28 protein-coding genes are annotated in these 25838 nt (G+C 66.6%); 19 read left to right on the forward strand and 9 right to left on the reverse strand.

The annotated features are described in order from the left end of the window. The first annotated feature begins 108 nt into the window (after positions 1-108). The 17 genes from serA to J2739_RS15680 all read left to right on the forward strand — a co-directional run bounded on the left by serA (position 109) and on the right by J2739_RS15680 (position 18009). Entirely contained in the window at positions 109-1338 is a 1230-nt protein-coding gene (gene serA, locus J2739_RS15600; protein ID WP_309903205.1) for a phosphoglycerate dehydrogenase, read from the forward strand. A gap of 86 nt (positions 1339-1424) precedes the next feature. Next, entirely contained in the window at positions 1425-5345 is a 3921-nt protein-coding gene (locus tag J2739_RS15605; RefSeq protein WP_309903207.1) for a DUF3683 domain-containing protein, read from the forward strand. After that, a complete protein-coding gene (locus tag J2739_RS15610; RefSeq protein ID WP_309903210.1) occupies positions 5342-5782 on the forward strand; it encodes an HIT family protein in 441 nt (146 codons plus the stop codon). Before J2739_RS15605 ends, J2739_RS15610 begins: the two co-directional genes overlap by 4 nt. A 9-nt stretch (positions 5783-5791) precedes the next feature. Beyond that, positions 5792-6205, forward strand: coding sequence for a gamma-butyrobetaine hydroxylase family protein (locus tag J2739_RS15615; RefSeq protein WP_309903212.1), 414 nt, complete (start codon positions 5792-5794; stop codon positions 6203-6205). Positions 6206-6297: 92 nt separating this feature from the next. Continuing rightward, the gene (ubiE, locus tag J2739_RS15620; protein WP_309903214.1) at positions 6298-7029 is read left to right on the forward strand and encodes a bifunctional demethylmenaquinone methyltransferase/2-methoxy-6-polyprenyl-1,4-benzoquinol methylase UbiE; all 732 of its coding nucleotides are present in this window, start codon (positions 6298-6300) and stop codon (positions 7027-7029) included. A 47-nt stretch (positions 7030-7076) separates the two neighbouring features. Beyond that, positions 7077-8126 (forward strand): Tim44 domain-containing protein, encoded by a 1050-nt coding sequence (locus tag J2739_RS15625; RefSeq protein ID WP_309903216.1) that lies wholly within the window; start codon positions 7077-7079, stop codon positions 8124-8126. 47 nt (positions 8127-8173) lie between these two features. Then, complete coding sequence (locus tag J2739_RS15630) at positions 8174-8728, forward strand: ubiquinone biosynthesis accessory factor UbiJ (RefSeq protein WP_309903218.1); 555 nt, start codon at positions 8174-8176, stop codon at positions 8726-8728. Further along, positions 8725-10290, forward strand: coding sequence for a ubiquinone biosynthesis regulatory protein kinase UbiB (gene ubiB / locus J2739_RS15635; protein WP_309903220.1), 1566 nt, complete (start codon positions 8725-8727; stop codon positions 10288-10290). Before J2739_RS15630 ends, ubiB begins: the two co-directional genes overlap by 4 nt. A gap of 16 nt (positions 10291-10306) precedes the next feature. Further along, positions 10307-11755, forward strand: a complete 1449-nt coding sequence (locus J2739_RS15640; RefSeq protein WP_309903222.1) for a high affinity choline transporter 1 — start codon at positions 10307-10309, stop codon at positions 11753-11755. A 115-nt stretch (positions 11756-11870) separates the two neighbouring features. Then, positions 11871-12224, forward strand: a complete 354-nt coding sequence (locus tag J2739_RS15645) for an FmdB family zinc ribbon protein (protein WP_309903224.1) — start codon at positions 11871-11873, stop codon at positions 12222-12224. A gap of 15 nt (positions 12225-12239) precedes the next feature. Next, on the forward strand, positions 12240-12860 hold the full coding sequence (locus tag J2739_RS15650) for a DUF502 domain-containing protein (RefSeq protein WP_309903225.1): 621 nt from the start codon (positions 12240-12242) through the stop codon (positions 12858-12860). Positions 12861-12890: 30 nt separating this feature from the next. Continuing rightward, positions 12891-14696: an aspartate--tRNA ligase gene (gene aspS, locus J2739_RS15655; RefSeq protein ID WP_309903227.1), complete on the forward strand. Its 1806-nt coding sequence runs from the start codon at positions 12891-12893 to the stop codon at positions 14694-14696. An 18-nt stretch (positions 14697-14714) separates the two neighbouring features. After that, complete coding sequence (gene nudB, locus J2739_RS15660; RefSeq protein ID WP_309903229.1) at positions 14715-15182, forward strand: dihydroneopterin triphosphate diphosphatase; 468 nt, start codon at positions 14715-14717, stop codon at positions 15180-15182. Beyond that, a complete protein-coding gene (locus J2739_RS15665; protein WP_309903231.1) occupies positions 15179-15937 on the forward strand; it encodes an endonuclease/exonuclease/phosphatase family protein in 759 nt (252 codons plus the stop codon). Before nudB ends, J2739_RS15665 begins: the two co-directional genes overlap by 4 nt. Before the next feature lie 70 nt (positions 15938-16007). After that, positions 16008-16739, forward strand: coding sequence for a GTP cyclohydrolase I (gene folE, locus J2739_RS15670; RefSeq protein ID WP_309903233.1), 732 nt, complete (start codon positions 16008-16010; stop codon positions 16737-16739). Between the two features lie 5 nt (positions 16740-16744). Continuing rightward, positions 16745-17167, forward strand: a complete 423-nt coding sequence (locus J2739_RS15675) for a BLUF domain-containing protein (RefSeq protein WP_309903234.1) — start codon at positions 16745-16747, stop codon at positions 17165-17167. A 77-nt stretch (positions 17168-17244) separates the two neighbouring features. Continuing rightward, positions 17245-18009: a DUF429 domain-containing protein gene (locus J2739_RS15680; protein ID WP_309903619.1), complete on the forward strand. Its 765-nt coding sequence runs from the start codon at positions 17245-17247 to the stop codon at positions 18007-18009. 135 nt (positions 18010-18144) lie between these two features. Here the strand turns inward: J2739_RS15680 and J2739_RS15685 are convergent, their stop codons facing one another. From J2739_RS15685 to J2739_RS15710, 6 genes are all read right to left on the reverse strand, one after another. Further along, on the reverse strand, positions 18145-18693 hold the full coding sequence (locus J2739_RS15685) for a ferritin-like domain-containing protein (RefSeq protein ID WP_309903236.1): 549 nt from the start codon (positions 18691-18693) through the stop codon (positions 18145-18147). Between the two features lie 11 nt (positions 18694-18704). After that, positions 18705-19154, reverse strand: a complete 450-nt coding sequence (locus J2739_RS15690) for a hypothetical protein (protein ID WP_309903238.1) — start codon at positions 19152-19154, stop codon at positions 18705-18707. Continuing rightward, positions 19144-19524, reverse strand: coding sequence for a hypothetical protein (locus tag J2739_RS15695; protein ID WP_309903240.1), 381 nt, complete (start codon positions 19522-19524; stop codon positions 19144-19146). Before J2739_RS15695 ends, J2739_RS15690 begins: the two co-directional genes overlap by 11 nt. A 38-nt stretch (positions 19525-19562) precedes the next feature. After that, positions 19563-19937 (reverse strand): hypothetical protein, encoded by a 375-nt coding sequence (locus J2739_RS15700; protein WP_309903242.1) that lies wholly within the window; start codon positions 19935-19937, stop codon positions 19563-19565. 56 nt (positions 19938-19993) lie between these two features. Continuing rightward, positions 19994-20155 (reverse strand): DUF1328 domain-containing protein, encoded by a 162-nt coding sequence (locus J2739_RS15705; protein ID WP_083944504.1) that lies wholly within the window; start codon positions 20153-20155, stop codon positions 19994-19996. A 171-nt stretch (positions 20156-20326) separates the two neighbouring features. After that, positions 20327-21703, reverse strand: a complete 1377-nt coding sequence (locus J2739_RS15710; RefSeq protein WP_309903244.1) for a CHASE3 domain-containing protein — start codon at positions 21701-21703, stop codon at positions 20327-20329. 107 nt (positions 21704-21810) lie between these two features. Here J2739_RS15710 and J2739_RS15715 point away from each other — a divergent pair, with 107 nt between their 5' ends. Beyond that, complete coding sequence (locus tag J2739_RS15715) at positions 21811-22443, forward strand: response regulator (protein ID WP_068680104.1); 633 nt, start codon at positions 21811-21813, stop codon at positions 22441-22443. Positions 22444-22517: 74 nt separating this feature from the next. Here the strand turns inward: J2739_RS15715 and J2739_RS15720 are convergent, their stop codons facing one another. Then, positions 22518-22922 carry a response regulator gene (locus J2739_RS15720; RefSeq protein WP_309903246.1) on the reverse strand — a complete coding sequence of 135 codons (405 nt, stop codon included), beginning with the start codon at positions 22920-22922 and terminating at the stop codon, positions 22518-22520. A gap of 299 nt (positions 22923-23221) precedes the next feature. Between J2739_RS15720 and J2739_RS15725 the strand changes: the two genes are divergently transcribed. Next, complete coding sequence (locus J2739_RS15725; protein ID WP_309903248.1) at positions 23222-23428, forward strand: hypothetical protein; 207 nt, start codon at positions 23222-23224, stop codon at positions 23426-23428. 78 nt (positions 23429-23506) lie between these two features. Here J2739_RS15725 and J2739_RS15730 read toward each other — a convergent pair whose 3' ends face one another. Next, the gene (locus J2739_RS15730; RefSeq protein WP_309903250.1) at positions 23507-24268 is read right to left on the reverse strand and encodes a HesA/MoeB/ThiF family protein; all 762 of its coding nucleotides are present in this window, start codon (positions 24266-24268) and stop codon (positions 23507-23509) included. 44 nt (positions 24269-24312) lie between these two features. Then, a complete protein-coding gene (locus J2739_RS15735) occupies positions 24313-25755 on the reverse strand; it encodes a S41 family peptidase (protein WP_309903252.1) in 1443 nt (480 codons plus the stop codon). Between the last annotated feature and the right edge of the window lie 83 nt (positions 25756-25838).

Below are 25838 nucleotides of genomic sequence, written 5' to 3' on the forward strand. Positions count from 1 at the left end.
CGGGCCGACCCTAATCGTCTTGCTGCGCTGCAGCATGCTAGCATCGTCTTCCGATCTTCCAGGCCCTGTTCGAGCCGGATGGCCAGACCAGGGTTAACCGTGACGCTTATGAGCAAGACCTCTCTCGACAAGAGCAAGATCAAGTTTCTTCTGCTCGAAGGCATCCACCCTTCGGCCGTCGAGGTGCTGCGCGGCGCGGGCTACTCCAGCGTCGAAACGCTGGCGGGGGCCCTGCCCGAAGAGGAACTGCGCAAGCGCATCGCAGACGTGCATTTCCTCGGCATCCGCTCCCGCACGCAGCTGACGGCCGACGTGTTCGCCGCCGCCCAGAAGCTGGTGGCGGTCGGCGCCTTCTGTATCGGCACCAACCAGATCGACCTCGATGTCGCGCGCGAGCACGGCGTGGCCGTCTTCAACGCCCCTTTCTCCAATACGCGCTCCGTCGCCGAGCTGGTGCTGGCCGAGGCCATCCTGCTGCTGCGCGGCATTCCCGAGAAGAGCGCCGTGGCGCACCGCGGCGGCTGGCTCAAGTCGGCCGAGAACGCCTTCGAGATCCGCGGCAAGACCCTGGGCATCGTGGGCTACGGATCGATCGGCGCGCAGCTGTCGGTGCTGGCCGAGGCGCTGGGCATGCAGGTGGCCTTCTTCGACGTGGTCACCAAGCTGCCGCTGGGCAATGCGCGCCAGGTGCGCACGCTCGACGAGCTGCTGCTGCAGAGCGACATCGTGAGCCTGCACGTGCCCGAGACCCCCGCCACGCAGTGGATGATCGGCACCAAGGAGATCGCGGCCATGCGGCCCGGCTCGATCCTGATCAATGCCTCGCGCGGCACCGTGGTCGACATCGAGGCGCTGGCCCAGGCGCTCAAGCACAAGAAGCTGCTGGGTGCCGCGATCGACGTGTTCCCCATCGAGCCGCGCAGCAACAAGGACGAGTTCCAGTCGCCGCTGCGCGGGCTGGACAACGTGATCCTCACTCCGCACATCGGCGGCTCGACCATGGAGGCGCAAGCCAACATCGGGCTGGAGGTGGCGGAGAAGCTGGTCAAGTACAGCGACAACGGCACCTCCACCTCCTCGGTCAACTTCCCCGAGGTCGCACTGCCGGCGCATCCCGGCAAGCACCGGCTGCTGCACATCCACCGCAACGTGCCGGGCGTGCTGTCGGACGTCAACCGCGTGTTCGCCGACAACAAGATCAACATCGCCTCCCAGTACCTGCAGACCAACGAGAAGGTCGGCTACGTGGTCACCGACATCGATGCCGCCTCTTCCGACCTCGCGCTGGAGAAGCTGGCCCAGGTGCCGGGGACGATCCGCAGCCGGGTTCTGTTCTGAGCGCCGGGCAGCAGAGCCGGGCCTGACTTAAAATTCACGCCCCTGGTTCAGAGGCGCGCAGCGCCCGACCGAGGCCCGTTCCCCCGATGAATGCACCGACCGCGTTGACGGCGTTGTTGTCGCAGGCCGAAGAGCCTGTGCGATTGCGTGAGATCCCCTACAACTACACCAGCTTCTCCGACCGCGAGATCGTGATCCGCCTGCTGGGCGAGCGCGGCTGGGAGCTGCTGCAGACCCTGCGCGCCGAACGCCGCACAGGTCGCTCCGCCCGCATGCTGTACGAGGTGCTGGGCGACATTTGGGTGGTGCAGCGCAACCCCTATCTGGTCGACGACCTGCTGGACAACCCGCGCCGGCGCGGCCAGCTGGTGGACGCGCTCAACCACCGCCTGTCCGAGGTGCAGAAGCGCCGCACCCCCGAGGCGGCCGCGCAGCGCGATGCGCTGGTGGGCGAGCTTACGGCGCTCGTGGCGCAGGCGGTGCAGTCCTTCGATACCCTGTTCCGCGACATCGCCGCCCTGCGACGCAAGGCCATGCGCACCCTGGGCCGGCTCACGGCCCGCGACAACATCAAGTTCGACGGTCTTTCGCGCGTCTCGCACGTGACCGATGCGACCGACTGGCGGGTCGAGTACCCATTCGTCGTGCTGACGCCGGACAGCGAGGCCGAGATGGCCGTGCTCGTCAAGGGCTGCATCGAGCTGGGGCTCACCATCATCCCGCGTGGCGGCGGCACCGGCTACACCGGCGGCGCGATCCCGCTGGCCTGGAACAGCGCCGTCATCAACACCGAGAAGCTCGAGGCCATGACCGAGGTCGAGCTGGTCTCGCTGCCCGGTCTCGAGCAGCCCGTGCCCACGGTCTGGACCGAAGCCGGCGTGGTCACCCAGCGCGTGGCGGATGCGGCCGAGCGCGCGGGTTTCGTGTTCGCGGTCGATCCCACCTCGGCCGAGGCCTCCTGCGTGGGCGGCAATGTCGCGATGAACGCGGGCGGCAAGAAGGCGGTGCTGTGGGGCACGGCGCTCGACAACCTCGCCTCCTGGCGCATGGTGACGCCCGACGCCGAGTGGCTGGAGGTCACGCGCATCGGCCACAACCTGGGCAAGATCCACGACGCCGAAAGCGCCGTCTTCGAGCTGCAGTACTTCGCGGCCGACGGTCGGACCCGGCTGCGCAGCGAGCGGCTCGAGATCCCCGGCAAGACGTTCCGCAAGGAGGGCCTGGGCAAGGACGTCACGGACAAGTTCCTCTCCGGGCTGCCCGGCATCCAGAAGGAGGGCTGCGACGGCCTGATCACCAGCTGCCGGTGGGTGGTGCACCGCATGCCGGCCCACACCCGCACGGTGTGCCTGGAGTTCTTCGGCAACGCCAAGGACGCGGTGCCCAGCATCGTCGAGATCAAGGACTTCATGTTCTCCCTGCAGAAGCGCCCGAGCGAAGAGGGGAATGGACCGGTTCCGTCCCCGGTCCTGCTGGCGGGCCTCGAGCACCTGGACGACCGTTACCTGAAGGCCGTGGGCTACGCCACCAAATCGAAGAAGCACGGCGGGCTGCCGAAGATGGTCCTGTTCGGCGACATCGCCGGCGACGACGCCGATGCCGTGGCGCGCGCGACGTCGGAGGTCGTGCGCATCGCCAACTCGCGCAGCGGCGAGGGCTTCATCGCCATCAGTCCCGAGGCGCGCAAGAAGTTCTGGCTGGACCGCAAGCGCACGGCCGCGATCAGCCGCCACACCAACGCCTTCAAGATCAACGAGGACGTGGTGATCCCGCTGCCGCGCATGGCCGAATACACGGACGGCATCGAGCGCATCAACATCGAGCTCTCGCTGCAGAACAAGCTGGCGCTCGCCGACGAGCTGGAGGCCTTCTTCCTGCGCGGCCACCTGCCGCTGGGCAAGAGCGACGACGCCAGCGAGATCTCTTCGGCCGAACTGCTCGAGGACCGCGTGGCGCAGGCCGTGGCGCTGGTGCGCGAGGTGCGCGCCCTCTGGCAGGGTTGGTCGGACCGGATCGACGCGCTGTTCCCGCAGCTGCAGGACCATTCGCTGCGTGCCAGCTGGAAGACGCAGATCCGCGAGCCGCTCACAGCGATCTTCGCCGGCGCCGAGTTCGCGCCCATCCTGGCCGAATGCAAGGCGATCCACCAGCGCGTGCTCAAGGGCCGGGTCTGGGTGGCGCTGCACATGCACGCCGGCGACGGCAACGTGCACACCAACATCCCGGTCAACAGCGACAACTACGAGATGCTGCAGACTGCCCACGCCGCGGTGGCGCGGATCATGGTGCTCGCGCGCAAGCTCGATGGCGTGATCTCGGGCGAGCACGGCATCGGCATCACCAAGCTCGAGTTCCTGTCGGATGACGAGCTGCGGCCCTTTGCCGACTACAAGCAGCGCGTGGACCCCGAGGGTCGCTTCAACAAGGGCAAGCTGCTGCGGCCCTCGATGCACGCCGGACCGGGGCTCTATGCGGACCTGACCAACGCCTACACGCCCAGCTTCGGCCTGATGGGCCACGAGTCGCTGATCATGCAGCAGAGCGACATCGGCGCCATCGCCGACAGCGTGAAGGACTGCCTGCGCTGCGGCAAGTGCAAGCCGGTTTGCGCCACCCACGTGCCGCGCGCCAACCTGCTCTACTCGCCGCGCAACAAGATCCTCGCGACCTCGCTGCTGGTCGAAGCCTTCCTCTACGAGGAGCAGACCCGGCGCGGCGTCAGCATCAAGCACTGGGAGGAGTTCGAGGATGTCGCCGACCACTGCACGGTCTGCCACAAGTGCGTCACGCCCTGTCCGGTCAACATCGACTTCGGCGACGTCTCCATGAACATGCGCAACCTGCTGCGCAAGATGGGCCAGAAATCCTTCCGTCCGGGCAATGCGGCGGCGATGCTGTTCCTGAACGCTACCAACCCGCAGACCATCAAGGCCATGCGTACCGGCATGGTGGACATCGGCTTCAAGGCCCAGCGCCTGGCCAACGACCTGTTGCGCGGCCTGGCCAAGAAGCAGACCGCGGCACCGCCGGCGACGGTGGGTCCGGCGCCGATCAAGGAACAGGTGATCCACTTCATCAACAAGAAGATGCCTGGGGGCCTGCCCAACAAGACGGCGCGCGCACTGCTCGACATCGAGGATGCGGACTACGTGCCCATCATCCGCAACCCGAAGGCCACCACGTCCGACACCGAGGCCGTGTTCTATTTCCCGGGATGCGGCTCGGAGCGCCTGTTCTCGCAAGTGGGGCTGGCCACGCAGGCGATGCTCTGGCACGCGGGCGTGCAGACGGTGCTGCCGCCGGGTTATCTGTGCTGCGGCTACCCGCAGCGCGGCAGCGGCCAATATGACCGGGCCGAGAAGATGATCACCGACAACCGCGTGCTCTTCCACCGCGTCGCCAATACGCTGAACTACCTGGACATCAAGACCGTGGTGGTGAGCTGCGGCACCTGCTACGACCAGCTGCAGGGCTACCAGTTCGAGAAGATCTTCCCCGGCTGCCGGATCATCGACATCCACGAGTATCTGCTCGAGAAGGGCATCACGCTGGAGAGCTCGGCCGATGGGGCCTCCGGCTCGGCCTACCTGTACCACGACCCCTGCCACAGCCCGATGAAGCTGCAGGACCCGATGAAGACGGTGAAGGCGCTGGTCGGCGACCAGGTGCTCAAGAACGACCGCTGCTGCGGCGAATCCGGCACCCTGGGCGTCACACGGCCGGACATCTCCACGCAGATCCGCTTCCGCAAGGAAGAGGAGCTGCGCAAAGGCGAGGCCACGCTGCGCAGTCGCGGCCTGGTCGCGCCCAAGGACAACGTCAAGATCCTCACCAGCTGCCCGAGCTGCCTGCAGGGCCTGAGCCGCTACGGCAAGGACCTGGACAACGGCCTGCTGGAGGCCGACTACATCGTGGTCGAAATGGCCAACAAGATTCTCGGCAAGGACTGGATGCCTGACTACGTGGCGGCCGCCAACCAGGGCGGGATCGAGCGGGTGCTGGTATGACGACGACGCATGTGGCGGGCTGTCCCCTGTGCGAAGCGCCCGGCGGCCGCGTGGTCTTCGAGGCGCCGGCCTTTCGCGTCGTCCGCGCGGCCGAGGAAGGCTTTCCCGCCTTCTACCGCGTGGTCTGGAAAGATCATGTGGCCGAGTGGTCCGATCTCGCGCCGGAAGATCGGCGACTGTGCATGGACGCGGTCGTGGCCGTGGAGCAATGCTTGCGCGAGGCACTGGCACCGACCAAGATCAACATCGCGGCGCTGGGCAACATGGTGCCGCACTTGCACTGGCACGTGATCGCGCGCTTCGACTGGGATCCCCGCTTCCCGGGCTCGGTCTGGGCCGAGGTACAGCGTGAACGCGAGCCCAAGCGCGAAGCGGCCATCGAGCGTCGATTGCCGGCGCTGGAGCAGACCATGGCCGAGCGCCTGGCAACCCGATAGGAGTTCCTGATGGCAGGTTTGCAAACGGGCGCGCCGACGCCCCAGTCGATCACCGTGCACAGCCAGTCACGCGTGCTGGAGGTGAGCTTTTCCGATGGCGCCAGCTTTCGCATCCCCTTCGAGCTGATGCGGATCTATTCGCCGTCGGCCGAGGTGCAGGGGCATGGGCCCGGCCAGGAAGTGCTGCAGACCGGCAAGCGCCAGGTCGAGTTGCTGGACCTGCAGCCGGTCGGCAACTACGCGGTGCAGCCCAGCTTCTCCGACGGCCACGACACCGGCATCTACTCGTGGGATCTTCTGTACGAGCTGGGCGCGAAGCAGGACGAACTGTGGGCCGAGTACGAGCGGCGCCTTGCCGCCGCCGGTGTCGACCGCGACACGCCGATGGCCGCAAAGGGTGGCCACGCCTGCGGCAGCCACTGACACCGAGCCCCTGGCCGCAAAAGCAACGAATGCCCGGCGTCCTTGCGGGGTCGTCGGCTTGACATGAACGCTTCCGACCTAACATCGGACGCATGAGCAGCACCCATTTCGGTTTCGAGACGGTCGAGGAAGGCGACAAGGCGCGGCGCGTGCGCGGCGTGTTCGACTCGGTCGCCAATCGCTACGACCTGATGAACGACCTGATGTCGGGCGGGCTGCACCGGGCCTGGAAGGCCTACACCGTGATGGTCGCCAACGTGGGCGAGGGCTCGAAGGTGCTCGACATCGCGGGCGGCACGGGGGACCTCGCCCTCGCTTTCGCGAAGAAGGTCGGCGCCAGCGGCGAAGTGATCCACACCGACATCAACGAGGCCATGCTGCGCACCGGCCGCGACCGGCTGCTCGATGCCGGCGTCGCGCTGCCGACGGTGGTCTGCGATGCCGAGAAGCTCCCCTTCCCCGACAACCATTTCGACCTCGTGAGCGTCGCCTTCGGCCTGCGCAACATGACGCACAAGGACCTGGCGCTCAAGGAGATGAACCGCGTGCTCAAGCCGCGCGGCAAGCTGCTGGTGCTCGAGTTCTCGAAGGTCGCCAAGCCGCTGTCGAAGATCTACGACTGGTACTCCTTCAGCGTGCTGCCGCGCCTGGGCAAGGCAGTGGCAGGCGACGATGCGAGCTATCGCTACCTGGCCGAATCGATACGGATGCACCCCTCGCAGGAGGAGCTCAAGACCCTCATGAAAGAGGGCGGTTTCGGACATGTGGACTATCACAACATGACCGGTGGCGTCGTCGCCCTGCATGTTGGAATCAAGTGCTGATGATCAGAAGAGTTGCGAGAGATTTCTTTGCCGTTAGAGGAGACGTCATGAAAAGTTTGTTGTCCGTCCTGCTGGTATGCGCGCTTGCTGTCGGAAGCATGAATGCCGACGCGCGCCGCCTGGCTGGCGGGAAGTCCATCGGCAAGCAGTCGAGCAACGTGACGCAGCGCGAGGCGACGCCCACCGCGCCGGCCGCACCCGGCACGCCCGCGCAGAGCAACGTGAACAGCACGGCGGCGAAGCCCGCGACCGCAGCAACGCCGGCGGCTGCGCCCGCAGCGCCCAAGCGGCCCTGGGGCGCGATGCTCGGCGGCCTGGCCGCAGGCCTGGGCCTGGCCTGGCTCGCTCATTCGCTCGGCCTGGGCGCGGCCTTCGGCAACATCCTGTTGATCGCCCTCCTGGCGGTTGCAGCGGTCGTGGTGTGGCGCATCTTCGCGGCTCGTTCGCGCGCCAACGGCGCTCAGCGCAGCGGCGGCCTGGCCTTCCAGGGCGCGGGCGGTCCTGCCAACGCCGCTTCGCCCGTGCAGTACAGCCCGAACAATGTCGGCAACGACGCCTCGGCCCGTCCCTGGGAGCGCAACACCGCTGCCTTCGATGCCAGCCCGGCGCAACTCGAGCACCACGCCGGCGGCTCGTCGATGGCGGGCGCGGCAGCGGCCAGCGGCGGCAGCCTGATCGGCTCGGCATTGAGCGGCGCGCAGTCATGGGGCATCCCGGCCGGCTTCGACGTCGATGGCTTCCTCTCCGCGGCCAAGCGCAACTTCGTGACCCTGCAGGACGCCTGGGACCGTGCCGACATCAACACCCTGCGATCGATGATGACCGACGGCATGGTCGGCGAGATCCGCCAGCAGCTGGCCGAGCGCGAGGACCACACCGGCGGCCAGCCCAACAAGACCGAAGTCGTGATGCTGGACGCCAAGCTCCTGGGCATCGAGGAGTTGCCCGATGCCTACCTGGCGAGCGTGGAGTTCTCCGGCATGATCCGCGAGGACCTGTCTTCGGGGCCCAGCCCCTTCCGTGAGGTCTGGAACATGACCAAGCCCGCGAGCGGCTCGAGCGGCTGGCTGGTGGCCGGTGTGCAAGCCCTGCAGTAAGGTCCGGGACGCTTCGAAGCCGGTCGCAAGACCGGGATAATGGGGACATGGTTACACCATCGTCCCCTTTTTCTTTTCTCGACGATTTCATCAACCGCGTCGGCAGCCGGCTGCAGCCGCCGGACTGGGTGATTCACGAGGTCCAGCATCGCGCCGTGCTCTTCCTCAACCACGTGCTGCAGCAGGAGCCCGAGGCCCAGCAGCGCCTGGCGCGCCAGCAGGGCAGGGTGGTGGAGTTCGAATGGCGCTTCGTGACCATGAGAGTCGTCGCCACGCCTGCCGGCCTGCTCGACCTGGCGCCCGAGGGCGTGGCCCCCGAGCTCATGCTCGTGCTCGCCGAGACCTCGCCTTTCGGCCTGGCGCGGGCTGCCGTCCGCGGCGAGAAGCCGGCAGTGCGCATCGAGGGCGACGTGCAGCTGGCGGCCGAGGTCAACTGGCTGGTCGATCATGTGCGCTGGGATGTGGAGGACGACCTCGCGCGGCTGATCGGCGACGTGCCGGCGCACACCGTCGCGACCGGCGCACGGCGCGTGGTGGAGGGACTGCGGCAGTTCGTCGGTGAGCGCGGCGGCAAGCCCGCCGGCTCCGCAGGCGACGAATGAGGCGCTTCTACCGCGGCATCTTCATCGTCCTGGTCGCGCTGCGCTACGGGCTCGACGAGCTCGTGCTCTCCAGCTTCCAGAAGCCGGGGCTGCGCATGTTGGCGCGCGTCGTGTCCTTCGGCCGCAAGCTCGATGCACCCCGTGGCCAGCGCCTGCGCGAGGCACTGGAAAGTCTCGGGCCGATCTTCGTCAAGTTCGGCCAGGTGCTGTCGACGCGGCGCGACCTGCTGCCGGCCGACATCGCCGACGAGCTGGCCTGGCTGCAGGACCGCGTGCCGCCCTTCGACTCCAAGATTGCGATCGCGACCATCGAGCGGGCCTTCCGCCGGCCGGTGGGCGAGGTCTTCGTCGAGTTCGACGAGACGCCGGTGGCCAGCGCCTCGATCGCGCAGGTGCACTTCGCGACCCTGCGCGAGCCCGGCGGCCTGGTGCGCGAAGTGGCGGTCAAGGTGCTGCGGCCCGGCATGCGCGGCGTGATCGAGAAGGACCTGGAGCTGATGGCCATGATGGCCGCCTGGGTCGAGAACCTGTCGAGCGATGCCAAGCGCCTCAAGCCGCGCGAGGTGGTGGCCGAGTTCGACAAGTACCTGCACGACGAGCTCGACCTTGTGCGCGAGGCTGCCAACGCAGCGCAGCTGCGACGCAACATGACCAAGCTCGACCTGGTGCTGATCCCCGAGATGTTCTGGGACTTCTGCCATGGCGAGGTGATCGTGATGGAGCGCATGAAGGGCGTACCGATCGCCCAGCTGGACCGTCTGCGCGCCGCCGGCGTCGACATCCCCAAGCTGGCGCGCGACGGCGTCACCATCTTCTTTACGCAGGTGTTCCGCGACGGCTTCTTCCACGCCGACATGCACCCGGGCAACATCCAGATCAGCCTCGACCCGGCCACCTTCGGACGCTACATCTCGCTGGACTTCGGCATCATCGGCACGCTGACCGAGTCCGACAAGGAGTACCTGGCGCAGAACTTCGCCGCCTTCTTCCGGCGCGACTACAAGCGGGTGGCCGAGCTGCACCTGGAAAGCGGCTGGGTGCCTGAAGGCACGCGGATCGACGAGCTCGAGGCCGCCATCCGCACCGTCTGCGAGCCCTACTTCGACCGCCCGCTCAAGGAGATCTCGCTGGGCATGGTACTGATGCGCCTGTTCCAGACCTCGCGCCGCTTCCACGTCGAGATCCAACCGCAGCTGGTGCTGCTGCAGAAGACCCTGCTCAACATCGAGGGGCTGGGCCGCCAGCTCGACCCGGAGCTGGATCTCTGGCACACCGCCAAGCCTTTCCTGGAGAAGTGGATGAGCGACCAGATCGGCCCGCGCAAGCTGCTGGAGCAACTGCGCGCCGAGGCGCCGCGCTACGCCAAGCTGCTGCCTCAGCTGCCGCGCCTCATGCACGACTTTCTCGAAAATCGGCCGGCCGACCACCGCCGTGAAATGCTGGAGCTGCTGGCCGCCCAGAAGCGGACCAACCGGCTCCTGCAGGCCATCATCTACGGTGGCATAGGTTTTGTATTGGGATTGATCGCGATGCAGCTGCTGGTGCGGGTGCGTCTGTTCTGAATAGGAGGACTCTTCCGTGTTGCTGACCCTGGTCATCGTCTATCTGCTCGTCACGATCGCCATCGGCCTCTATGCGGCCAAGCGCGTGAAGAACACCACCGACTTCGCCATCGCGGGGCGGCACCTGCCGCTCTACATGATCGTGACCACCACCTTCGCCACCTGGTTCGGCTCCGAGACCGTGCTGGGCATCCCGGCCAAGTTCATCGGGGGCGGCCTGAACGGCGTCGTCGAAGACCCCTTCGGCGCCGGCACCTGCCTCATCCTGGTCGGCTTGTTCTTCGCCGGCAAGCTCTACCGGATGACGCTGCTGACCATCAGCGATTACTACCGGGAGCGCTTCGGCCGCACCATCGAGATCGCCTGCTCGCTGATCATCATGCTGAGCTACCTGGGCTGGGTCTCGGCGCAGGTCACGGCGCTGGGGCTGGTGTTCAACCTGCTGTCGGGCGGCGTCATCAGCATCCCGGTCGGCATGACGATCGGCGTGGCCTCGATCCTGGCCTACACGCTGTTCGGGGGCATGTGGTCGGTGGCGGTGACGGACTTCATCCAGATGATCATTCTGGTGGCGGGCCTCGCGGTGATCGCGATGTTCGCCGGCAACATGGCCGGCGGCGCCGACAAGGTGATCACGCTCGTGGCCAGCAAGGACCTGTTCAGGTTCTGGCCCGAGCCGACCTTCAAGGACATCATCTTCTTCTTCGCCGCGGCCATCACCATGATGCTCGGCTCGATCCCGCAGCAGGACGTGTTCCAGCGCGTGATGTCTGCCGACAGCGTCAAGGCCGCGACCCGCGGGCCGGTGATCGGCGGCATCTGCTATATCCTGTTTGCCTTCGTGCCCATGTTCCTGGTGGCCAGCGCGCTGCTCATCATGCCGGAGCAGACCGCCACGCTGCTCAAGGAAGATCCGCAGAAGGTGCTGCCGACGCTGGTGCTGGAGAAGATGCCCTTCGTCATGCAGGTGTTCTTCTTCGGTGCGCTGCTGTCGGCCATCAAGTCCACCGCCTCGGCCACGCTGCTGGCGCCCAGCGTCACCTTCACGGAGAACATTTGGCGCCAGTTCCGCCCGGCCGGCAGCGATCGCGAGAACCTGCGAACCATGCGAATCACCGTGCTGCTGTTCAGCGCCGCCGTGCTCGCCTACGCGATCCGCATGCAGGGCACGTCGATCTACGAGCTGGTCTCCGGCGCCTACCAGGTGCCGCTGGTGGGCGCCTTCGTGCCGCTGGTCTGCGGCTTGTACTGGCCACGGGCCACCACGCAAGGCGCGGTGGCGTCCGTGGTGCTCGGCATCGGGGTTTGGCTGCTGTTCCTGGCGATGCCATGGGGCGAGCAGTTCCCGGCGCAGCTGGCCGGCGTGCTGGCCTCCTTCGCGGGCATGTTCGCGGGCTCGCTGGCGCCGCAGTGGGTGGCCAACCGGCGCACGCCGCACCGGTCGCTGGCGGTCGATCCTGTCTGAAAGGTGTGAAGTACGCCGCTGGAGCCGGTCGCGGAGGTGCGAAGGGTGGGAGGGCCAACCTATAATCAAAGGCTTTGCGAGCGGCCGCCAGCAGCTTTTTCCCTCTCTCCTCCACATGCCAATCTACGCCTACAAGTGCAGCGCCTGCGGCTTTGCCAAGGACGTTCTGCAAAAACTGTCCGATGCGCCGCTGACCGACTGCCCGCAGTGCGGCGCCGGCACGTTCAGCAAACAGGTCACTGCCGCCGGGTTTCAGCTGAAAGGCTCGGGCTGGTACGTGACCGATTTCCGGGACGGCGGGGGCAAGAAGGCAGGCGAGAAGGGGGCCGAGAAGGGCAGTGCCGACACGGCGACCGCGGCGCCGGCCGAAGGCGCCGCCGCCTCGACCGGCACCACGGATGCGCCGGCAGCGGCCGCATCCCCCGCGCCGGCCCAGGCGCCCGCGCCGGCTGCCCCCAAGAGCGACTGAGCGATACCCTTTCCCATGCTCGCCCTGCGCAAATGGTTGCTGTCCGGCCTGCTGGTCATCGTGCCGCTGGCCATCACGCTGGGCGTACTGAACTGGATCATCGGCACACTGGACCAGACGCTGTGGCTGCTGCCTGAGGCCTGGCAGCAATGGCTCTACGCGCACAAGGTGCGCGGCCTAGGCGTGCTGCTGACGCTGGCGATCCTGCTGGTCGTCGGCGCGACCGCCAGCAACTTCATCGGCAAGCGGCTGCTGGGCTGGGGCGATGCGGTGGTGCGCCGCATCCCGGTGGTGCGCTCGATCTATTCCAGCGTCAAGCAGGTGTCGGACACGCTGTTCTCCGAGAACGGCAATGCCTTTCGCACCGCGGTGCTGGTCCAGTGGCCGCGCGACGGCGTCTGGACCATCGCCTTCGTGACCGGCGCTCCCGGCGGCGAGGTGCTCTCTGAACTGGGCGGCGGCGACTATCTCAGCGTCTACGTGCCCACCACGCCCAATCCCACGGGCGGCTACTTCGTGATGCTCAGGCGCAGCGACTGCATCGAACTCAGGATGAGCGTGGACGACGCGCTCAAGTACATCGTGTCGATGGGCGTGGTCGTTCCCGGCGGCCCCGCGACCATCGCGAACAGATAAACACGCGCCCCGAAGGCGCCGGAATCCACCATGGCCATGCGTACTCACTATTGCGGTCTCGTCACCGAAGCCCTGCTGGGCCAAACCGTCACCCTCTCCGGCTGGGTCAACCGCCGCCGCGACCACGGGGGCGTGATCTTCATCGACCTGCGCGATCGCGAGGGCTACGTCCAGGTGGTGTGCGACCCCGACCGCGCCGCCACCTTCGCGACGGCCGAGGGCCTGCGCAACGAATTCTGCGTGCAGGTCACCGGCCTGGTGCGCGCGCGGCCCGAGGGCACAGTCAACGAGAACCTCAAGAGCGGGAAGATCGAAGTCCTCAGCCACGAACTGAAGGTGATCAATCCGTCGGTGACGCCCCCCTTCCAGCTCGACGACGACAACCTGTCGGAGACCACCCGGCTCACGCACCGCGTGCTGGATCTGCGCCGCCCGGCGATGCAGCGCAACATGATGCTGCGCTACAAGGTCACGATGGAGGTGCGCAAGTTCCTCGACGCGAACGGCTTCATCGACATCGAGACACCGATGCTCGGCAAGTCCACGCCCGAGGGCGCGCGCGACTACCTGGTGCCCAGCCGCGTGCATGACGGCAGCTTCTTCGCGCTGCCGCAGTCGCCGCAGCTGTTCAAGCAGCTCCTGATGGTGGCCGGCTACGACCGCTACTACCAGATCGTCAAATGCTTCCGCGACGAAGACCTGCGCGCCGACCGCCAGCCCGAGTTCACGCAGATCGACATCGAGACCTCCTTCATGGCCGAGGAGGAGATCCGCGAGATGTTCGAAGGCATGATCCGCAAGGTGTTCCGCGGCGCGGCACAGGTCGAGCTGCCGCCCTTCCCGGTCATGAGCTATGCGGATGCGATGTTCAAATACGGCTCCGACAAGCCCGACCTGCGCGTGAAGATGGAGTTCACCGAGCTGACCGACGTGATGCGCAACGTCGAGTTCAAGGTGTTCGCGCAGGCGGCAGGCATGACGGGCGGCCGCGTGGTGGCGCTGCGCGTGCCGGGCGGCGGCGCCGAGGGCGGCCTGTCGCGCAGCGACATCGACGCCTATACGGAGTTCGTCAAGATCTACGGCGCCAAGGGCCTGGCCTACATCAAGGTCAACGATGCCGCGCAGGGGCGCGATGGCCTGCAGAGCCCGATCGTCAAGAACCTCAACGACGCCTCGCTGGCCGAGATCATCGCGCGCACCGGCGCGCGCAACGGCGACATCCTGTTCTTCGGCGCCGACAAGGAGAAGATCGTCAACGACGCCATCGGCGCGTTGCGCGTCAAGATCGGCCACAGCGCCTTCGGCCGCAAGAACGGGCTGTTCGAGGATCGCTGGGCGCCGTTGTGGGTGGTCGACTTCCCGATGTTCGAATTCGACGAGGAAGGCCAGCGCTGGTCGGCGGTGCATCATCCCTTCACCTCCCCCAAGGACGGCCATGAGGACCTCATGGACACCGCGCCCGAGAAATGCATCGCCAAGGCTTACGACATGGTGCTCAACGGCATCGAGATGGGCGGCGGTTCGGTGCGTATCCACCGTGAAGAGGTGCAGAGCAAGGTGTTCCGCGCCCTCAAGATCAGCCCCGAGGATGCGCAGACCAAGTTCGGTTTCCTGCTGGACGCGCTGCAGTACGGCGCGCCGCCGCACGGCGGCATTGCCATCGGCCTGGACCGGCTCGTGATGCTGATGACCGGTGCCGAATCGATCCGCGACGTGATCGCCTTCCCCAAGACCCAGCGCGCCCAGGACCTGCTGACGCAGGCGCCGAGCCCCGTCGACGAGAAGCAGCTGCGCGAGCTGCATATCCGCTTGCGCAATCCGATCTCGGCAGCTTGAACTGCCAGGGACGCAGGCATGAGCGGGCGGCCCTGGAAGATCCCCGAATCGGTGTTGGTCGTGATCCATACGCCGGCCCTCGAGGTGTTGCTGATCCGGCGTGCCGACGCCGAGAATTTCTGGCAGTCCGTCACCGGCAGCAAGGATGACGTCGACGAGCCGCTGGCGCTGACCGCCGTGCGCGAGGTCGCCGAGGAAACCGGCATCGATTGCCGCGAGGGCAGTGCACTGGCCTGCCACTTGCAGGATTGGCACCTGCAGAACGTGTACGAAATCTACCCGCGGTGGCGGTCCCGCTACGCGCCGGGCGTCACCCACAACACCGAGCACCTTTTCGGCCTGTGCGTGCCCGAGCGCCTGACCCCGCGGCTCGACCCGCGCGAGCACACGGACTGGCGCTGGCTGCCCTACCAAGAGGCCGCGGACGCCTGCTTTTCCCCTTCGAATGCAGAAGCGATCTTGCTGCTGCCAAAATTTGTGAAATGAACGCGCCGAGCAGCACCTTCCGGGTCGCCACCTACAACATCCACAAGGGGGTGCAAGGCATTGGGCCGACGCGGCGGCTCGAGATCCACAACCTGGGCCACGCCATCGAGCAGCTCGACGCCGACATCGTCTGCCTGCAGGAAGTGCGCAAGATGAATCGCCAGGCCGCCGCCCGATTCAGGCACTGGCCCGAGCTGCCCCAGGCCGACTTCCTCGCTCCCGAGGGCTACACCGCCGTCTACGAGACCAATGCCATCACGCGCCATGGCGAGCATGGCAACGCGCTGCTGACCCGCTGGCCGGTGTTGCGCAAGACCCACCAGGACATCTCGGATCACCGCTTCGAGCAGCGCGGCCTGCTGCACGTGGCGATCGAGGTCGAAGGCCGGCCCGTGCACGCCATCGTGGTGCACCTGGGGCTGATCCGGGGCAGCCGCATGCGCCAGGTCGCACTGCTGCGCGAGTTCATCGAGCGCGAGATCCCGTCGAGCGAAGCGCTGGTGGTGGCCGGCGACTTCAACGACTGGGGCGCTCGCATGCGTTACGCGATGAACGCCATGGGTCTGCGCGACACCAGCGATCTGCGCGGAGCGCGCACGCTCACCTATCCGTCGCGCCTGCCGGTCACGCAGCTCGACTTCATCTACGGCCGTCAGGTCGAAGTGGTCGCCACCACTGTGCCGCGCGGCCCGATCTGGGCCCGCATGTCCGACCACCTGCCGCTGGTGGCGGACTTCGTGCTATCAAAACAATAGCTTTTCGCTCAGGCGGCAAGCGCTTCGCAGGGGTATCCGCCTGCTGTTCAATCGCTGTTAGGATGCGCTGATGCTTAGGAAAATCGACACCGCCGAGCCCCCCCAGCCGGATAACGAGAATGAGGGCACGCCCGTCTCCGTGAAGATCCGCGAGCGCCTGCTCGCTGCGCGCAGGCGCTTCAATGCCAACGACAACATCGCCGAGTTCATCGAGCCCGGCGAGCTCGAAGGCCTGCTCGACGAGGTCGAGCACAAGATGAAGCATGTGCTCGAGGCCTTGGTGATCGATCTCGACAACGACCACAACACCGAGAACACCGCGCGCCGCGTCGCCAAGATGTACCTGAATGAGGTGTTCAAGGGCCGCTACGTGGCCCAGCCGTCTCTCACCGAATTCCCGAATGCCGAGCACCTGAACGAGCTCATGATCGTCGGGCCCATCACGGTGCGCAGCGCCTGCTCGCATCACTTCTGTCCGATCATCGGCAAGCTCTGGATCGGCGTCATGCCCAACGAGAAGACCAATGTGATCGGTTTGTCCAAGTACGCACGGCTGGCGGAGTGGGTGATGAGCCGTCCGCAGATCCAGGAAGAAGCCGTGGTGCAGCTGGCCGACCTGATTCAGGAGCGCACCCAGCCTGATGGCTTGGCGCTGGTGGTCGAGGCGGAGCATTTCTGCATGCAGTGGCGCGGCGTCAAGGAGATGGACAGCAAGATGATCAACTCCGTGATGCGCGGCGTCTTCCTCAAGGATTCCAACCTGCGGCGCGAATTCCTCGCGCTGATCCCGCGCCGGAGCTGACTGCCATGCTCGTACGCCTGCTTTATGTCAGCCGCGCCGTCGATACCAGTCCCGGGGCGGTCGAGGCGATCCTCACGCAATCGCGCTCGCACAACACCGCCTGCGGCATCACCGGCATCCTTTGCTATGGCGCCGGTGTGTTTCTCCAGGCCATCGAGGGCGGCCGGAACGCGATCAGCGAGCTCTACGGCCATATCCAGAGGGACCCGCGGCACAAGGACGTGGTGCTGCTGCACTACGAGGAAATCTCGGAGCGCCGCTTCGGCGGCTGGACGATGGGGCAGGTCAACCTGTCCAAGCTCAACGTCTCGACCCTGCTCAAGTACTCGGAGAAGCCGGAGCTCGATCCCTATTCGGTCTCGGGCAAGGTCTCCCTGGCGCTGCTGGAAGAGCTGATGGCGACCGCCGCCATCGTCGGCCGCCACTGAAGCCTTCCGCGGTGCACCCGCCGCTGCTGCTGGGCTGCGATTTCTCCAGCGCGCCCAGTGCGCGCAAGCCCATCGTGATGGCCCTCGGCCATGCAGTGCCTGGCGGCGTCGCGCTGCGCAGGCTCGAGCGCTTTCCCTCGCTGGAAGTCTGGCGCGAGTGGCTGGCCGAGCAGCCCGCCTGGGTCGGCGCCTTCGACTTTCCTTTCGGCTTGCCGCGTGAGCTGGTCGCGCATCTCGGCTGGCCGATGGAGTGGCTGCCGCTGATCGCGCACTATGCCGGCCTCGATCGCGCCGTGATCCGCGAGACTTTCGCCGCCTTCTGCGCTGCGCGACCGATCGGTGGGAAATTCGCCCACCGCGCCACCGACGCGCCGGCCGGGTCCAGCCCCTCGATGAAATGGGTCAATCCGCCGGTGGCGCTCATGCTGCATGCGGGTGTTCCGCGCTTGCTGAAGGCCGGTGCGGCGTTCCCTGGGCTCCATCTGCCGGGCGCTGCGACCCGAATTGCGCTGGAAGGCTATCCGGGCTTGCTGGCGCGCGAGTTGATCGGACGTCGCAGCTACAAGAGCGACGAGGCGGCGCTTCAGACGACACCGCGGCGCGAGGCGCGTGCCGAGCTGCTGGCCGCACTCGACGGCGGTGCCACGCGGCTGGGCCTCAGGCTGGCGCTCGACGATGCCCAGCGCGAACTGCTGGTGGCGGATGCGCGTGGCGACTGCCTGGATGCGGCGCTCTGCCTGGTCCAGGCCGCCTGGGGCGCGGCCCGCTGCACGAGCGCAGGTCCGGGTTATGGGCTGCCCGAGGCGATGGACCCGCTGGAAGGCTGGATCGTCACGGCCTGATGTTTTCTGCGGCAGAGCAAGGCTTCGCCGATGCGCGGATGCGCGCCGGGCGATGCGAGCGCAACACGTCGGCGTCCCGCAAAAAAAAGCCCGGCGCACTCGCCGGGCTTTTATGGGCGCGGAGCCCACGCCGTGTCAGTGGCCGAGCCAGTCCTTCAGCTCGTCGGCGTGCTCTTCCTCGTCCGTCAGGATCTCTTCCAGCATGCGCCGGGTGGTGGGGTCCTTGTCGCCGATGAGCGAAATCATCTGGCGGTAGCTCTCGATCGCAATGCGTTCGGCCACCAGGTTGGCGCGCACCATGGCCTGCAGATCCTTGGCCTCGTTGTAATCGGCGTGGCTGCGCTCGAGCAGCGTCTGCGGATTGAAGTCCGGGTCGCCGCCCAGCTGCACGATGCGCTCGGCGATCTTGTCCGCATGGGCGGACTCCTCGTTGGCGTGCACCAGGAATTCGTCGGCGATCGCCGGCGAGGCCTCTCCGCTGGCGGTGAAGTAGTGGCGCTTGTAGCGAAGAACGCAGACCAGTTCGGTGGCGAGCGCATCGTTGAGCAGCTTGACGATGTCGTCTCGCCAAGGCCCATAGCCCGGCGTTACTGCGCCGTCGCTCAGGTCTTGGGAGGCCGCGGCATCGATCTTGGCCTGGTCCAGCATCAGGCGTTGGGGCATTTCGGCTGTTGCATTCGTCATGGGGGATCCTTTCAAGGGGGACTGTCCTGGTTCTTGTGCATCAGCGTGGTCACGAGATCGGCCACGTCGGAGGTCTTGAGCACCGCGGCGAGCACGGCCGTGATGGACAGCAGGCGCCAGGGCCTGATCAGCACGATCAGCGCTCCGGCCCCGGCCGCCGCGACCATCAGCTGCGCCGGCCGTTCGCGCGCATAGCGTTCGATCAGTGGCCGGGCCAGCTGCCCTGCCGCGTTGGCCGGATGCCGCCGCCACCAGCGCTGCGCCACGCGGCGCGCCACTGCCACCCAGGCGATGCGGTCGAGGACCGTTTCGCGCCGTGCACTCTGTGGCTCCGGCTCCGATGCCTCGAAAGGCCCCGCGGCATCGTGCGGATGCTCGCGGCCCTGCAACTGCGCGACCAGTGCGCGGCGCGAGACGGCGAGCCGCTGCTGAGGCGTGAGGCCTCGGGATTCAATGTCCACGGGCTTCTCCTGCCGCATGGAGCGCATCGATGTCGGCATCCACCTGCGCGCGCAACTCGTTGAAACCGTGAAATTCGACGGGTCGCGCTGCCACATAGCCGGCGATCAGCGCGATAACTGCCGAAACGCCGGGAACAGCGACCAGCACCCAATGAAAACTGCCCTGCAGCGTGCCCAGCATGACGGCCGTGCCGGTCAGGCCGAGAGCCAGCATTGCACTCACCGCGGCGAGCACGCCTGCGATGAGGCGTGCCACGAGCCCCTTGCTGGCCTCCGCCGTCTCGAGCCTGATCAGTGCCGCATAGTTCGAGGCATGTTCGGCGATCAGTTCCGGATGCCTGAGCACCGTGTAAAAAATGGGATGAAGCATGGTGCTGCAGGCGGCGACCGGGACGGGGCGGCTTCAGATCAATAGTCGTCCCGGCTGCGGCGGCTGGCCAGCACGATCAGCGCGGTGATGGCCGCGCCGGCCGCTGCGGCGATGAGCACTGAGCGCACCGGCTGGTCCGCGATGTACCGGCCGGTCACGTCGGCCGCCTGCTCCAGGCGGCGCTGGGCACGGGCGCTGGTCGTCGAGGCGGCGTCCAGCCCTCGCTGCACCGCCTGCTGCACGCGGGCCGCCAGCTGTTCGACGGTGGGCTCGGCCTCGCGGCGCAGGTCGCGAACCTTCTCGCCGGCGGCGTTCACCGCGTTCTGCGCATAGGCGCGGGTGCTGTCGATGGCATCGCTGGCCGTCTGGCGTGCGTCTTCAGCCAGCTGCGATGGAGTCTTGATCGTGCTCATGAAAAAAGTCCTTCCGGAAGAAATGGTGCGAGGGCCCGCTCATCGTAACGAGGCTGTCATCGTCGCATCAAGCCCGCGATGAAACTGGCGAGCGCCAGCACGATGAAGATGACGAAGAGAATCTTCGCGATGCCCACGGCGCTGGCCGCGATGCCGCCGAAGCCGAAGACAGCGGCGATCAGGGCGATGACCAGGAACACGACTGCGTAGTACAACATGTTGAACTCCTTTTCGAGCGTGCCTCGAGGCTGAGGATCGCTGCCCTGCGCTCGGCGCGAAGAGCATGGGGTGCACATTAGTTGAGCGCCCTGCGCGCCCCTGTCAGCAGCCGAGGTCTGGGGGCGTAGGAGAGGGCCGAATCGCGGTCGGCCCCTGGGCGGGCCCTTCGCTCAGGCCCGTTGTCTCGCGGGCGCCGAGGCGACCGGCGAGACTGCGGAGGCGGGCAGGCTGGCGCTCAGGCGCGTGCCTTCGCCAGGCGCCGACGAGATGGTCAGCTTGCCCTTGGCGGTCTCCACCCGGTGCCGCATGCCTGCCAGGCCATGGGAGGAGACGCGCATGGCCTGGACATCGAAACCCTTGCCGTTGTCGCTGACTTCCACCACCACGTGGTTGCCGTAGTTCTTCATCACGATGCTGGCCTCGGTCGCCTGCGCGTACTTGCCGATGTTGGTCAGGCTCTCCTGGACCATGCGATAGACGGTGAGCTCGTTGGCCTCGTCGAGCGTGACCGGTTCCAGCACCATTTCGATCTCGACGCCGGAGCGCTCGGCGAACTCGCGGCCCAGGATCTCCAGCGAGGCGATGAGCCCCAGGTTGGAGAGCGAAGACGGCCTCAGGTCCTCGATGATGCGGCGCTTGAGCGCGATGCCGCTGTTGAGCAGTTCGTTCAGGTGTTGCAGTCGCTGTATGGCGTCCGGGGAATCGACCAGGCGCGACTTCAGCCGCGCGACATCGAGCTTGGCGGCGGTCAGCAGCGAGCCCAGCTCGTCATGCAGCTCGCGGGCCAGGAAGCCGCGCTCGCTCTCGCGCACCTCCTGCAAGTGGGTGGCGAGCTCGGCCAGCGTCGCGGTCCGCTCCCGCACTTCCTTCTCCAGCGCGTTGCGCTCCCGCTGCAGGGCCTCCTGCTGGCGCTCGCCGGCCGATCGCAGCGCATGCGTCTGCCGCAGGTAGAGATAGAAGGCGGCCAGTCCAGCCAGTGCCACCAGCCCGATGCCGAGGCGGGCGAAGCGCAGCGATTTCGAGATCTGCGCCTGCCCTCGCATCAAGGCTTCGTTGCTGAGCGAGATCAGCTCGCCGGCCTGTTGGCGGATCGCTTCCATCTCCTCGCGGCCGACATCGGTGGTGATCACGAACTTCCAGGCGTCGTCGTTGCCTTCCTGGCGCAGGCGCACGCTCATGTCGATCTCGGCCAGCTTGCGCGAGACGTGCTTGGCGAGCTGGGCCAGGCGCGCAGCCTCGGCAGGGCGGCTGGCGTACAGCGTCTGCAGGGCGGCCAACTGGCCATCGACTTTCTTGACCGCGCTGTCGTAGGGTTCGCGATAGCGGGCTTCTCCCGTCAACAGGTAGCCGCGCTGCCCCGTTTCGGCATCGACGATGCTCTGCAGCAGCAGGTTGAGTGCGAGGCGTATGCGCTGCGCCTCGCCGACCTCGGTCAGCGCTTGCGTCGACTGGCGGTAGCCTGCCTCGTTGATGCCAACGAGCGCGAGCGCCGCCAGCATCGCAAGTGCGAGGCCGGCGGCCATCTTGGGGAAAGCTAACCAGCGCATGGGGTCTCCGCGGGGCGCGAACTGTACAAATTCAGGAATAATCGATGTGAATCAGGGGGCAGTTTGCTGCGACGCAAAAGGCCGCGACACGACAAAGAAGGTACCAGATGATCAAAATCGGAATTGTGGATGACCATGCCATCGTGCGCTCCGGCCTGCGCCAGTTCTTCTCTGAGCATGTCGATCTGCGTGTGGTGGGAGAGGCTGCCAGTGGGCGCGAGGCCATCGAACTGGTGCGCACCACGGAGCTGGATGTGCTGGTGATGGATCTGTCGATGCCGGGGCAAAGCGGCATCGACGCACTGGCGATGATCCGCGCCAAGGCGCCGGATGTCGGTATCCTCATCCTCAGCGGCTACCCCGAAGAGCACTACGCGATGAACCTCATCCGGCAGGGCGCGAGCGGCTATCTCAACAAGGAATGCGATCCGATGGAAATCGTGAACGCGATCCGCACCATTTCCCTGGGCCGTCGCTACATCACGCCGGCCGTGGCCGAGCTGCTGGCGCGGCAGCTCGACCGCAAGGACGACGCAGCCCCGCATGAGCAGCTGTCCGAACGCGAGTTCCAGGTTTTCCTCAAGCTCGCCAAGGGCGAGACGGCGGGGGACATCGCCAAGACCCTGTCGCTCTCGGTCAAGACGGTCAGCACCTACCGCACGCGGCTGATGGAAAAGATGAATCTCTCCTCCAACAGCGACCTCACGTACTACGCGCTGAAGAACAAGCTGATCGATTGAGCCGCGCGAGGCGCCCTTGCTGGGGCGAGGGCGCCGCATGAAAGGGGCCATCGCGGCGATGGGGGTGGATGGCGTCAGCTCGAGCCCGAGGTCTGGCGCAGCGTCGAGGATTGCTCGATGCAGAAGTCGATCAGCGCGTCGATTTCGTTGGACTTGTCGAAGACCGCATCCACGCCGAACTGGGCGCAGCGCTTGCGGATGTCGGGCGTCGCGTAGTTGCTGAGCACCACGATCTTCTGGTCGGGTCGGCGCGTGCTGACGGCCTGCAGCACGCCGAGGCCGCTGCCCTGTTTGAGGAAAAGGTCGACGATCGCCAGTTCCCACTGGTCGCTGTTCTCTGCGAGCCAGTGGACGGCCTCGGCCTCGGTTTCAGCAAAGCCGACGGCCGAGATGCACGTGAGTTCTTCCAGAGTGCCGACGAGGTTCTCGCGGATCGTGACGTTGTCTTCGACGATGTAGGTTTTCAATCTGGGGTCCATGGAGAACCGCGCGTTCTGCCGGGCAATGGAAACTTCGCGACCTTAGCGGATGACCGCGACGAAAGCTATTGCTGGAAATGCTCCCGTGAACGATCAGGCGGCATCATGCCCGGTGCGCCGCGTTGCAGTTGTAGGCTTGTTCTTACGACCTTTGTGGTCTGACTGCCCGTAGGCGGCGCCTCACAGTGGCTGCTGTCTGGCGCCGACCCCGGCATCAAGCGGTGCCCCCTACGCTCGGTTACATGGAGCCACTGCGGATTCCCCGCCATGGCTCCGACTCCCGCCATCGAGGTGCCGAGATGAAAATAATGTGGAACTACGGGGCCATCGGCCTGTTGACGCTGGCCGCTGCCGCGGTCGTGGCAATGGGCGAGCCGGCGAGCGCCGAGCTGAAGCTGGCCGAAGCCGCCTCCGCCGTCTCGGGCGTCGGTGCCACGGCCCTGTGTTTCCTCATATCCCCCGCTTCCGTCGCCGCCATGCCGGATCGATCGACCAAAGCGCCTTGACCCGGTTGGCCGGCCCTGCACGAGGCGAGTCCCGATGCGTCCAAGTCCAGGAGGCAGCAGGGGCTCAGATGAGGGGGATCAGCCCGCAGCAGGGCGGTGGCCGCAAACGCTGCAGCCCGGATCGCGCGCCACCCGCATGGTATCGAAGGCCGTGCGCCGGCCGTCGAACATCAGCAGGCTGCCCGCCAGCGAGGGGCCGATGCCGGCAAGGAGTTTGAGGGCCTCGTTGGCCTCCAGCGTGCCGATGGTGCCGACCACGGGCGCAAACACGCCGAGGACGGCGCAGCGCGTTTCCTCGAAGTCGGCATCGGACGGAAACAGGCAGGCGTAGCAGGGGGAGGCGGCATCGCGCGTGTCGTACACGCTCAACTGGCCGTCGAATCGGATGGCCGCGCCGGCGACCAGGGGCTTCGCGTGCGCCACGCAGGCGCGATTCACCGCATGCCGCGTAGCGAAGTTGTCACTGCAGTCAACCACCACATCCGCCATGGCCACCAGGCGGTCCAGCAGCGCCTCGCCGGCGCGCTGCACATGGGTCTCGATATGGATCTCGGGGTTGATGTCGCGCATCGCTGCCGCCGCCGATTCGACCTTGGCCCGGCCCACGCGGGCGGTGCTGTGGGCGATTTGTCGCTGCAGGTTGGTGAGGTCGACCTCGTCATCGTCGACCAGCGTGATATGGCCGACGCCGGCCGCCGCGAGATAGAGCGCCACCGGCGAGCCCAGCCCGCCGGCGCCGATCAGCAGCGCATGGCCGGCACTGACGCGTGCCTGGCCATCGATGCCGAATTCCTCGAGAAGGATGTGGCGCGAGTAGCGCAGCAGGTCCTGGTCTTCCATGCGCCGCCCGGGCCGATCTCGAACTTCCCGAACGGGAGCCGGGATCAGTTCTCCTTCTTCTCTTCCTTGTTCTCGACGATCACCTGGGTCTTGCTCACCAGCACGGGCTGGCCCTTGAGCCGGTTCAGCGCCTGCACCAGCGGGAAGTCCTTCTCGTTGCCGAACTCGGGCACCTTGCGGTCCTGCGGCGGCTTCTTGGCTTCTTCCTCGAGGCGCTTGCGGGCTTCGTCGCGGGCCTTCTCGCGCTCGGGGTCCTTGGCCTCGGGGCCTTGGCCACTCGCCAGGTGCTTCTCGAGGTCGGCCTCGCGCATGCGCAGCGCCGCAAAGGGGCTGCCCTCGGCGCTCTCGTCGACCAGCACATTGGGGACGATGCCCTTGGCCTGGATCGAAGTGCCGCTCGGCGTGTAGTAGCGTGCCGTCGTGATCTTGAGGCCGGTGTCCGGGCCGAGCGGGCGCACCGTCTGCACCGAGCCCTTGCCGAAGGTCTGGCTGCCCATCACGATGGCGCGCTTGTGGTCCTGCAGCGCCCCGGCCACGATTTCGCTGGCGGAGGCCGAGCCTTCGTTCACCAGCACCACCAGCGGCACCGTCTTGAGCCCGGCGGGCAGGTTGCGCAGCGGATCGCTGCCGGCGCGCCGCTGGTAGTACTCAGGCGAGGCCTTGTAGACCGACTTGCTCTCGGCGAGTTGGCCGTCGGTCGATACCACCGTGACGTTCTCGGGCAGGAACGCGGCAGAGATGGCCACTGCCGCGTCGAGCAGGCCGCCCGGATCGTTGCGCAGGTCCAGTACCAGGCCCTTGAGGTTGGGATCCTGCTTGTAGATCTCCTCGACCTTCTTGACGAAGTCGTCGACCGTGCGCTCCTGGAACTGCGACAGGCGGATCCAGCCGTAGCCCGGCTCCATCACCTTGCCGCGTACCGACTGCGTGCGGATCTCCTCGCGCGTGATGGTCACCGGGAACGTGCGGTTCTCGTCCTTGCGGAAGATCGTCAACAGCACCTTGGTGTTGGCCTCCCCGCGCATGCGCTTGACCGCTTCATTGAGCGAGAGCCCGCGCACGGCCGTGTCGTCGATGCGGGTGATCATGTCGTTCGGCTTGAGGCCGGCACGGAAGGCGGGCGAGCCTTCGATCGGCGACACCACCTTGATCAGACCGTCTTCCTGCGAGATCTCGATGCCCACGCCGACGAAGCGGCCGGTGGTGCCCTCTCGAAATTCCTTGAAGGACTTCTTGTCGAAATACTGCGAGTGCGGATCGAGCCCGGCAACCATGCCCGAGATCGCATCCGAGATGAGCTTCTTCTCGTCGACGGGCTCGACGTAGTCGCTCTTCACCATGCCGAACACGGCGGCGAGCTGCTGCAGTTCTTCCAGTGGGAGGGGAGCCAGTGAACCTCGTGCAACAGTTTGCAACGAGACGGTGGTCAGCGCGCCGGCAACGGCGCCGGCTGCGACCCAGCCGGTGATCTTGAGTTTCTGGCCCATGTAAATGTCCTTGTCGCCTGTCAAACGAATATACACAGCTTGGAAGGAGGTTGTCTGCCGTTGTTCCGTGTACCCGAGGACGC

Origin of the sequence: Variovorax soli (genome assembly GCF_031454625.1) — a bacterium.
Lineage (GTDB): Bacteria > Pseudomonadota > Gammaproteobacteria > Burkholderiales > Burkholderiaceae_C > Variovorax > Variovorax soli_A.

Excerpts from the sequence above, each read along its gene's own strand:
- serA (WP_309903205.1), top strand. The coding sequence starts at position 109 with ATGAGCAAGACCTCTCTCGACAAGAGCAAGATCAAGTTTCTTCTGCTC.
- J2739_RS15605 (WP_309903207.1), top strand. The coding sequence starts at position 1,425 with ATGAATGCACCGACCGCGTTGACGGCGTTGTTGTCGCAGGCCGAAGAG.
- J2739_RS15610 (WP_309903210.1), top strand. The coding sequence starts at position 5,342 with ATGACGACGACGCATGTGGCGGGCTGTCCCCTGTGCGAAGCGCCCGGC.
- J2739_RS15615 (WP_309903212.1), top strand. The coding sequence starts at position 5,792 with ATGGCAGGTTTGCAAACGGGCGCGCCGACGCCCCAGTCGATCACCGTG.
- ubiE (WP_309903214.1), top strand. The coding sequence starts at position 6,298 with ATGAGCAGCACCCATTTCGGTTTCGAGACGGTCGAGGAAGGCGACAAG.
- J2739_RS15625 (WP_309903216.1), top strand. The coding sequence starts at position 7,077 with ATGAAAAGTTTGTTGTCCGTCCTGCTGGTATGCGCGCTTGCTGTCGGA.
- J2739_RS15630 (WP_309903218.1), top strand. The coding sequence starts at position 8,174 with ATGGTTACACCATCGTCCCCTTTTTCTTTTCTCGACGATTTCATCAAC.
- ubiB (WP_309903220.1), top strand. The coding sequence starts at position 8,725 with ATGAGGCGCTTCTACCGCGGCATCTTCATCGTCCTGGTCGCGCTGCGC.
- J2739_RS15645 (WP_309903224.1), top strand. The coding sequence starts at position 11,871 with ATGCCAATCTACGCCTACAAGTGCAGCGCCTGCGGCTTTGCCAAGGAC.
- J2739_RS15650 (WP_309903225.1), top strand. The coding sequence starts at position 12,240 with ATGCTCGCCCTGCGCAAATGGTTGCTGTCCGGCCTGCTGGTCATCGTG.
- aspS (WP_309903227.1), top strand. The coding sequence starts at position 12,891 with ATGGCCATGCGTACTCACTATTGCGGTCTCGTCACCGAAGCCCTGCTG.
- nudB (WP_309903229.1), top strand. The coding sequence starts at position 14,715 with ATGAGCGGGCGGCCCTGGAAGATCCCCGAATCGGTGTTGGTCGTGATC.
- J2739_RS15665 (WP_309903231.1), top strand. The coding sequence starts at position 15,179 with ATGAACGCGCCGAGCAGCACCTTCCGGGTCGCCACCTACAACATCCAC.
- folE (WP_309903233.1), top strand. The coding sequence starts at position 16,008 with ATGCTTAGGAAAATCGACACCGCCGAGCCCCCCCAGCCGGATAACGAG.
- J2739_RS15675 (WP_309903234.1), top strand. The coding sequence starts at position 16,745 with ATGCTCGTACGCCTGCTTTATGTCAGCCGCGCCGTCGATACCAGTCCC.
- J2739_RS15680 (WP_309903619.1), top strand. The coding sequence starts at position 17,245 with ATGGCCCTCGGCCATGCAGTGCCTGGCGGCGTCGCGCTGCGCAGGCTC.
- J2739_RS15685 (WP_309903236.1), bottom strand. The coding sequence starts at position 18,693 with ATGACGAATGCAACAGCCGAAATGCCCCAACGCCTGATGCTGGACCAG.
- J2739_RS15695 (WP_309903240.1), bottom strand. The coding sequence starts at position 19,524 with ATGCTTCATCCCATTTTTTACACGGTGCTCAGGCATCCGGAACTGATC.
- J2739_RS15700 (WP_309903242.1), bottom strand. The coding sequence starts at position 19,937 with ATGAGCACGATCAAGACTCCATCGCAGCTGGCTGAAGACGCACGCCAG.
- J2739_RS15705 (WP_083944504.1), bottom strand. The coding sequence starts at position 20,155 with ATGTTGTACTACGCAGTCGTGTTCCTGGTCATCGCCCTGATCGCCGCT.
- J2739_RS15710 (WP_309903244.1), bottom strand. The coding sequence starts at position 21,703 with ATGCGCTGGTTAGCTTTCCCCAAGATGGCCGCCGGCCTCGCACTTGCG.
- J2739_RS15715 (WP_068680104.1), top strand. The coding sequence starts at position 21,811 with ATGATCAAAATCGGAATTGTGGATGACCATGCCATCGTGCGCTCCGGC.
- J2739_RS15720 (WP_309903246.1), bottom strand. The coding sequence starts at position 22,922 with ATGGACCCCAGATTGAAAACCTACATCGTCGAAGACAACGTCACGATC.
- J2739_RS15725 (WP_309903248.1), top strand. The coding sequence starts at position 23,222 with ATGAAAATAATGTGGAACTACGGGGCCATCGGCCTGTTGACGCTGGCC.
- J2739_RS15730 (WP_309903250.1), bottom strand. The coding sequence starts at position 24,268 with ATGGAAGACCAGGACCTGCTGCGCTACTCGCGCCACATCCTTCTCGAG.
- J2739_RS15735 (WP_309903252.1), bottom strand. The coding sequence starts at position 25,755 with ATGGGCCAGAAACTCAAGATCACCGGCTGGGTCGCAGCCGGCGCCGTT.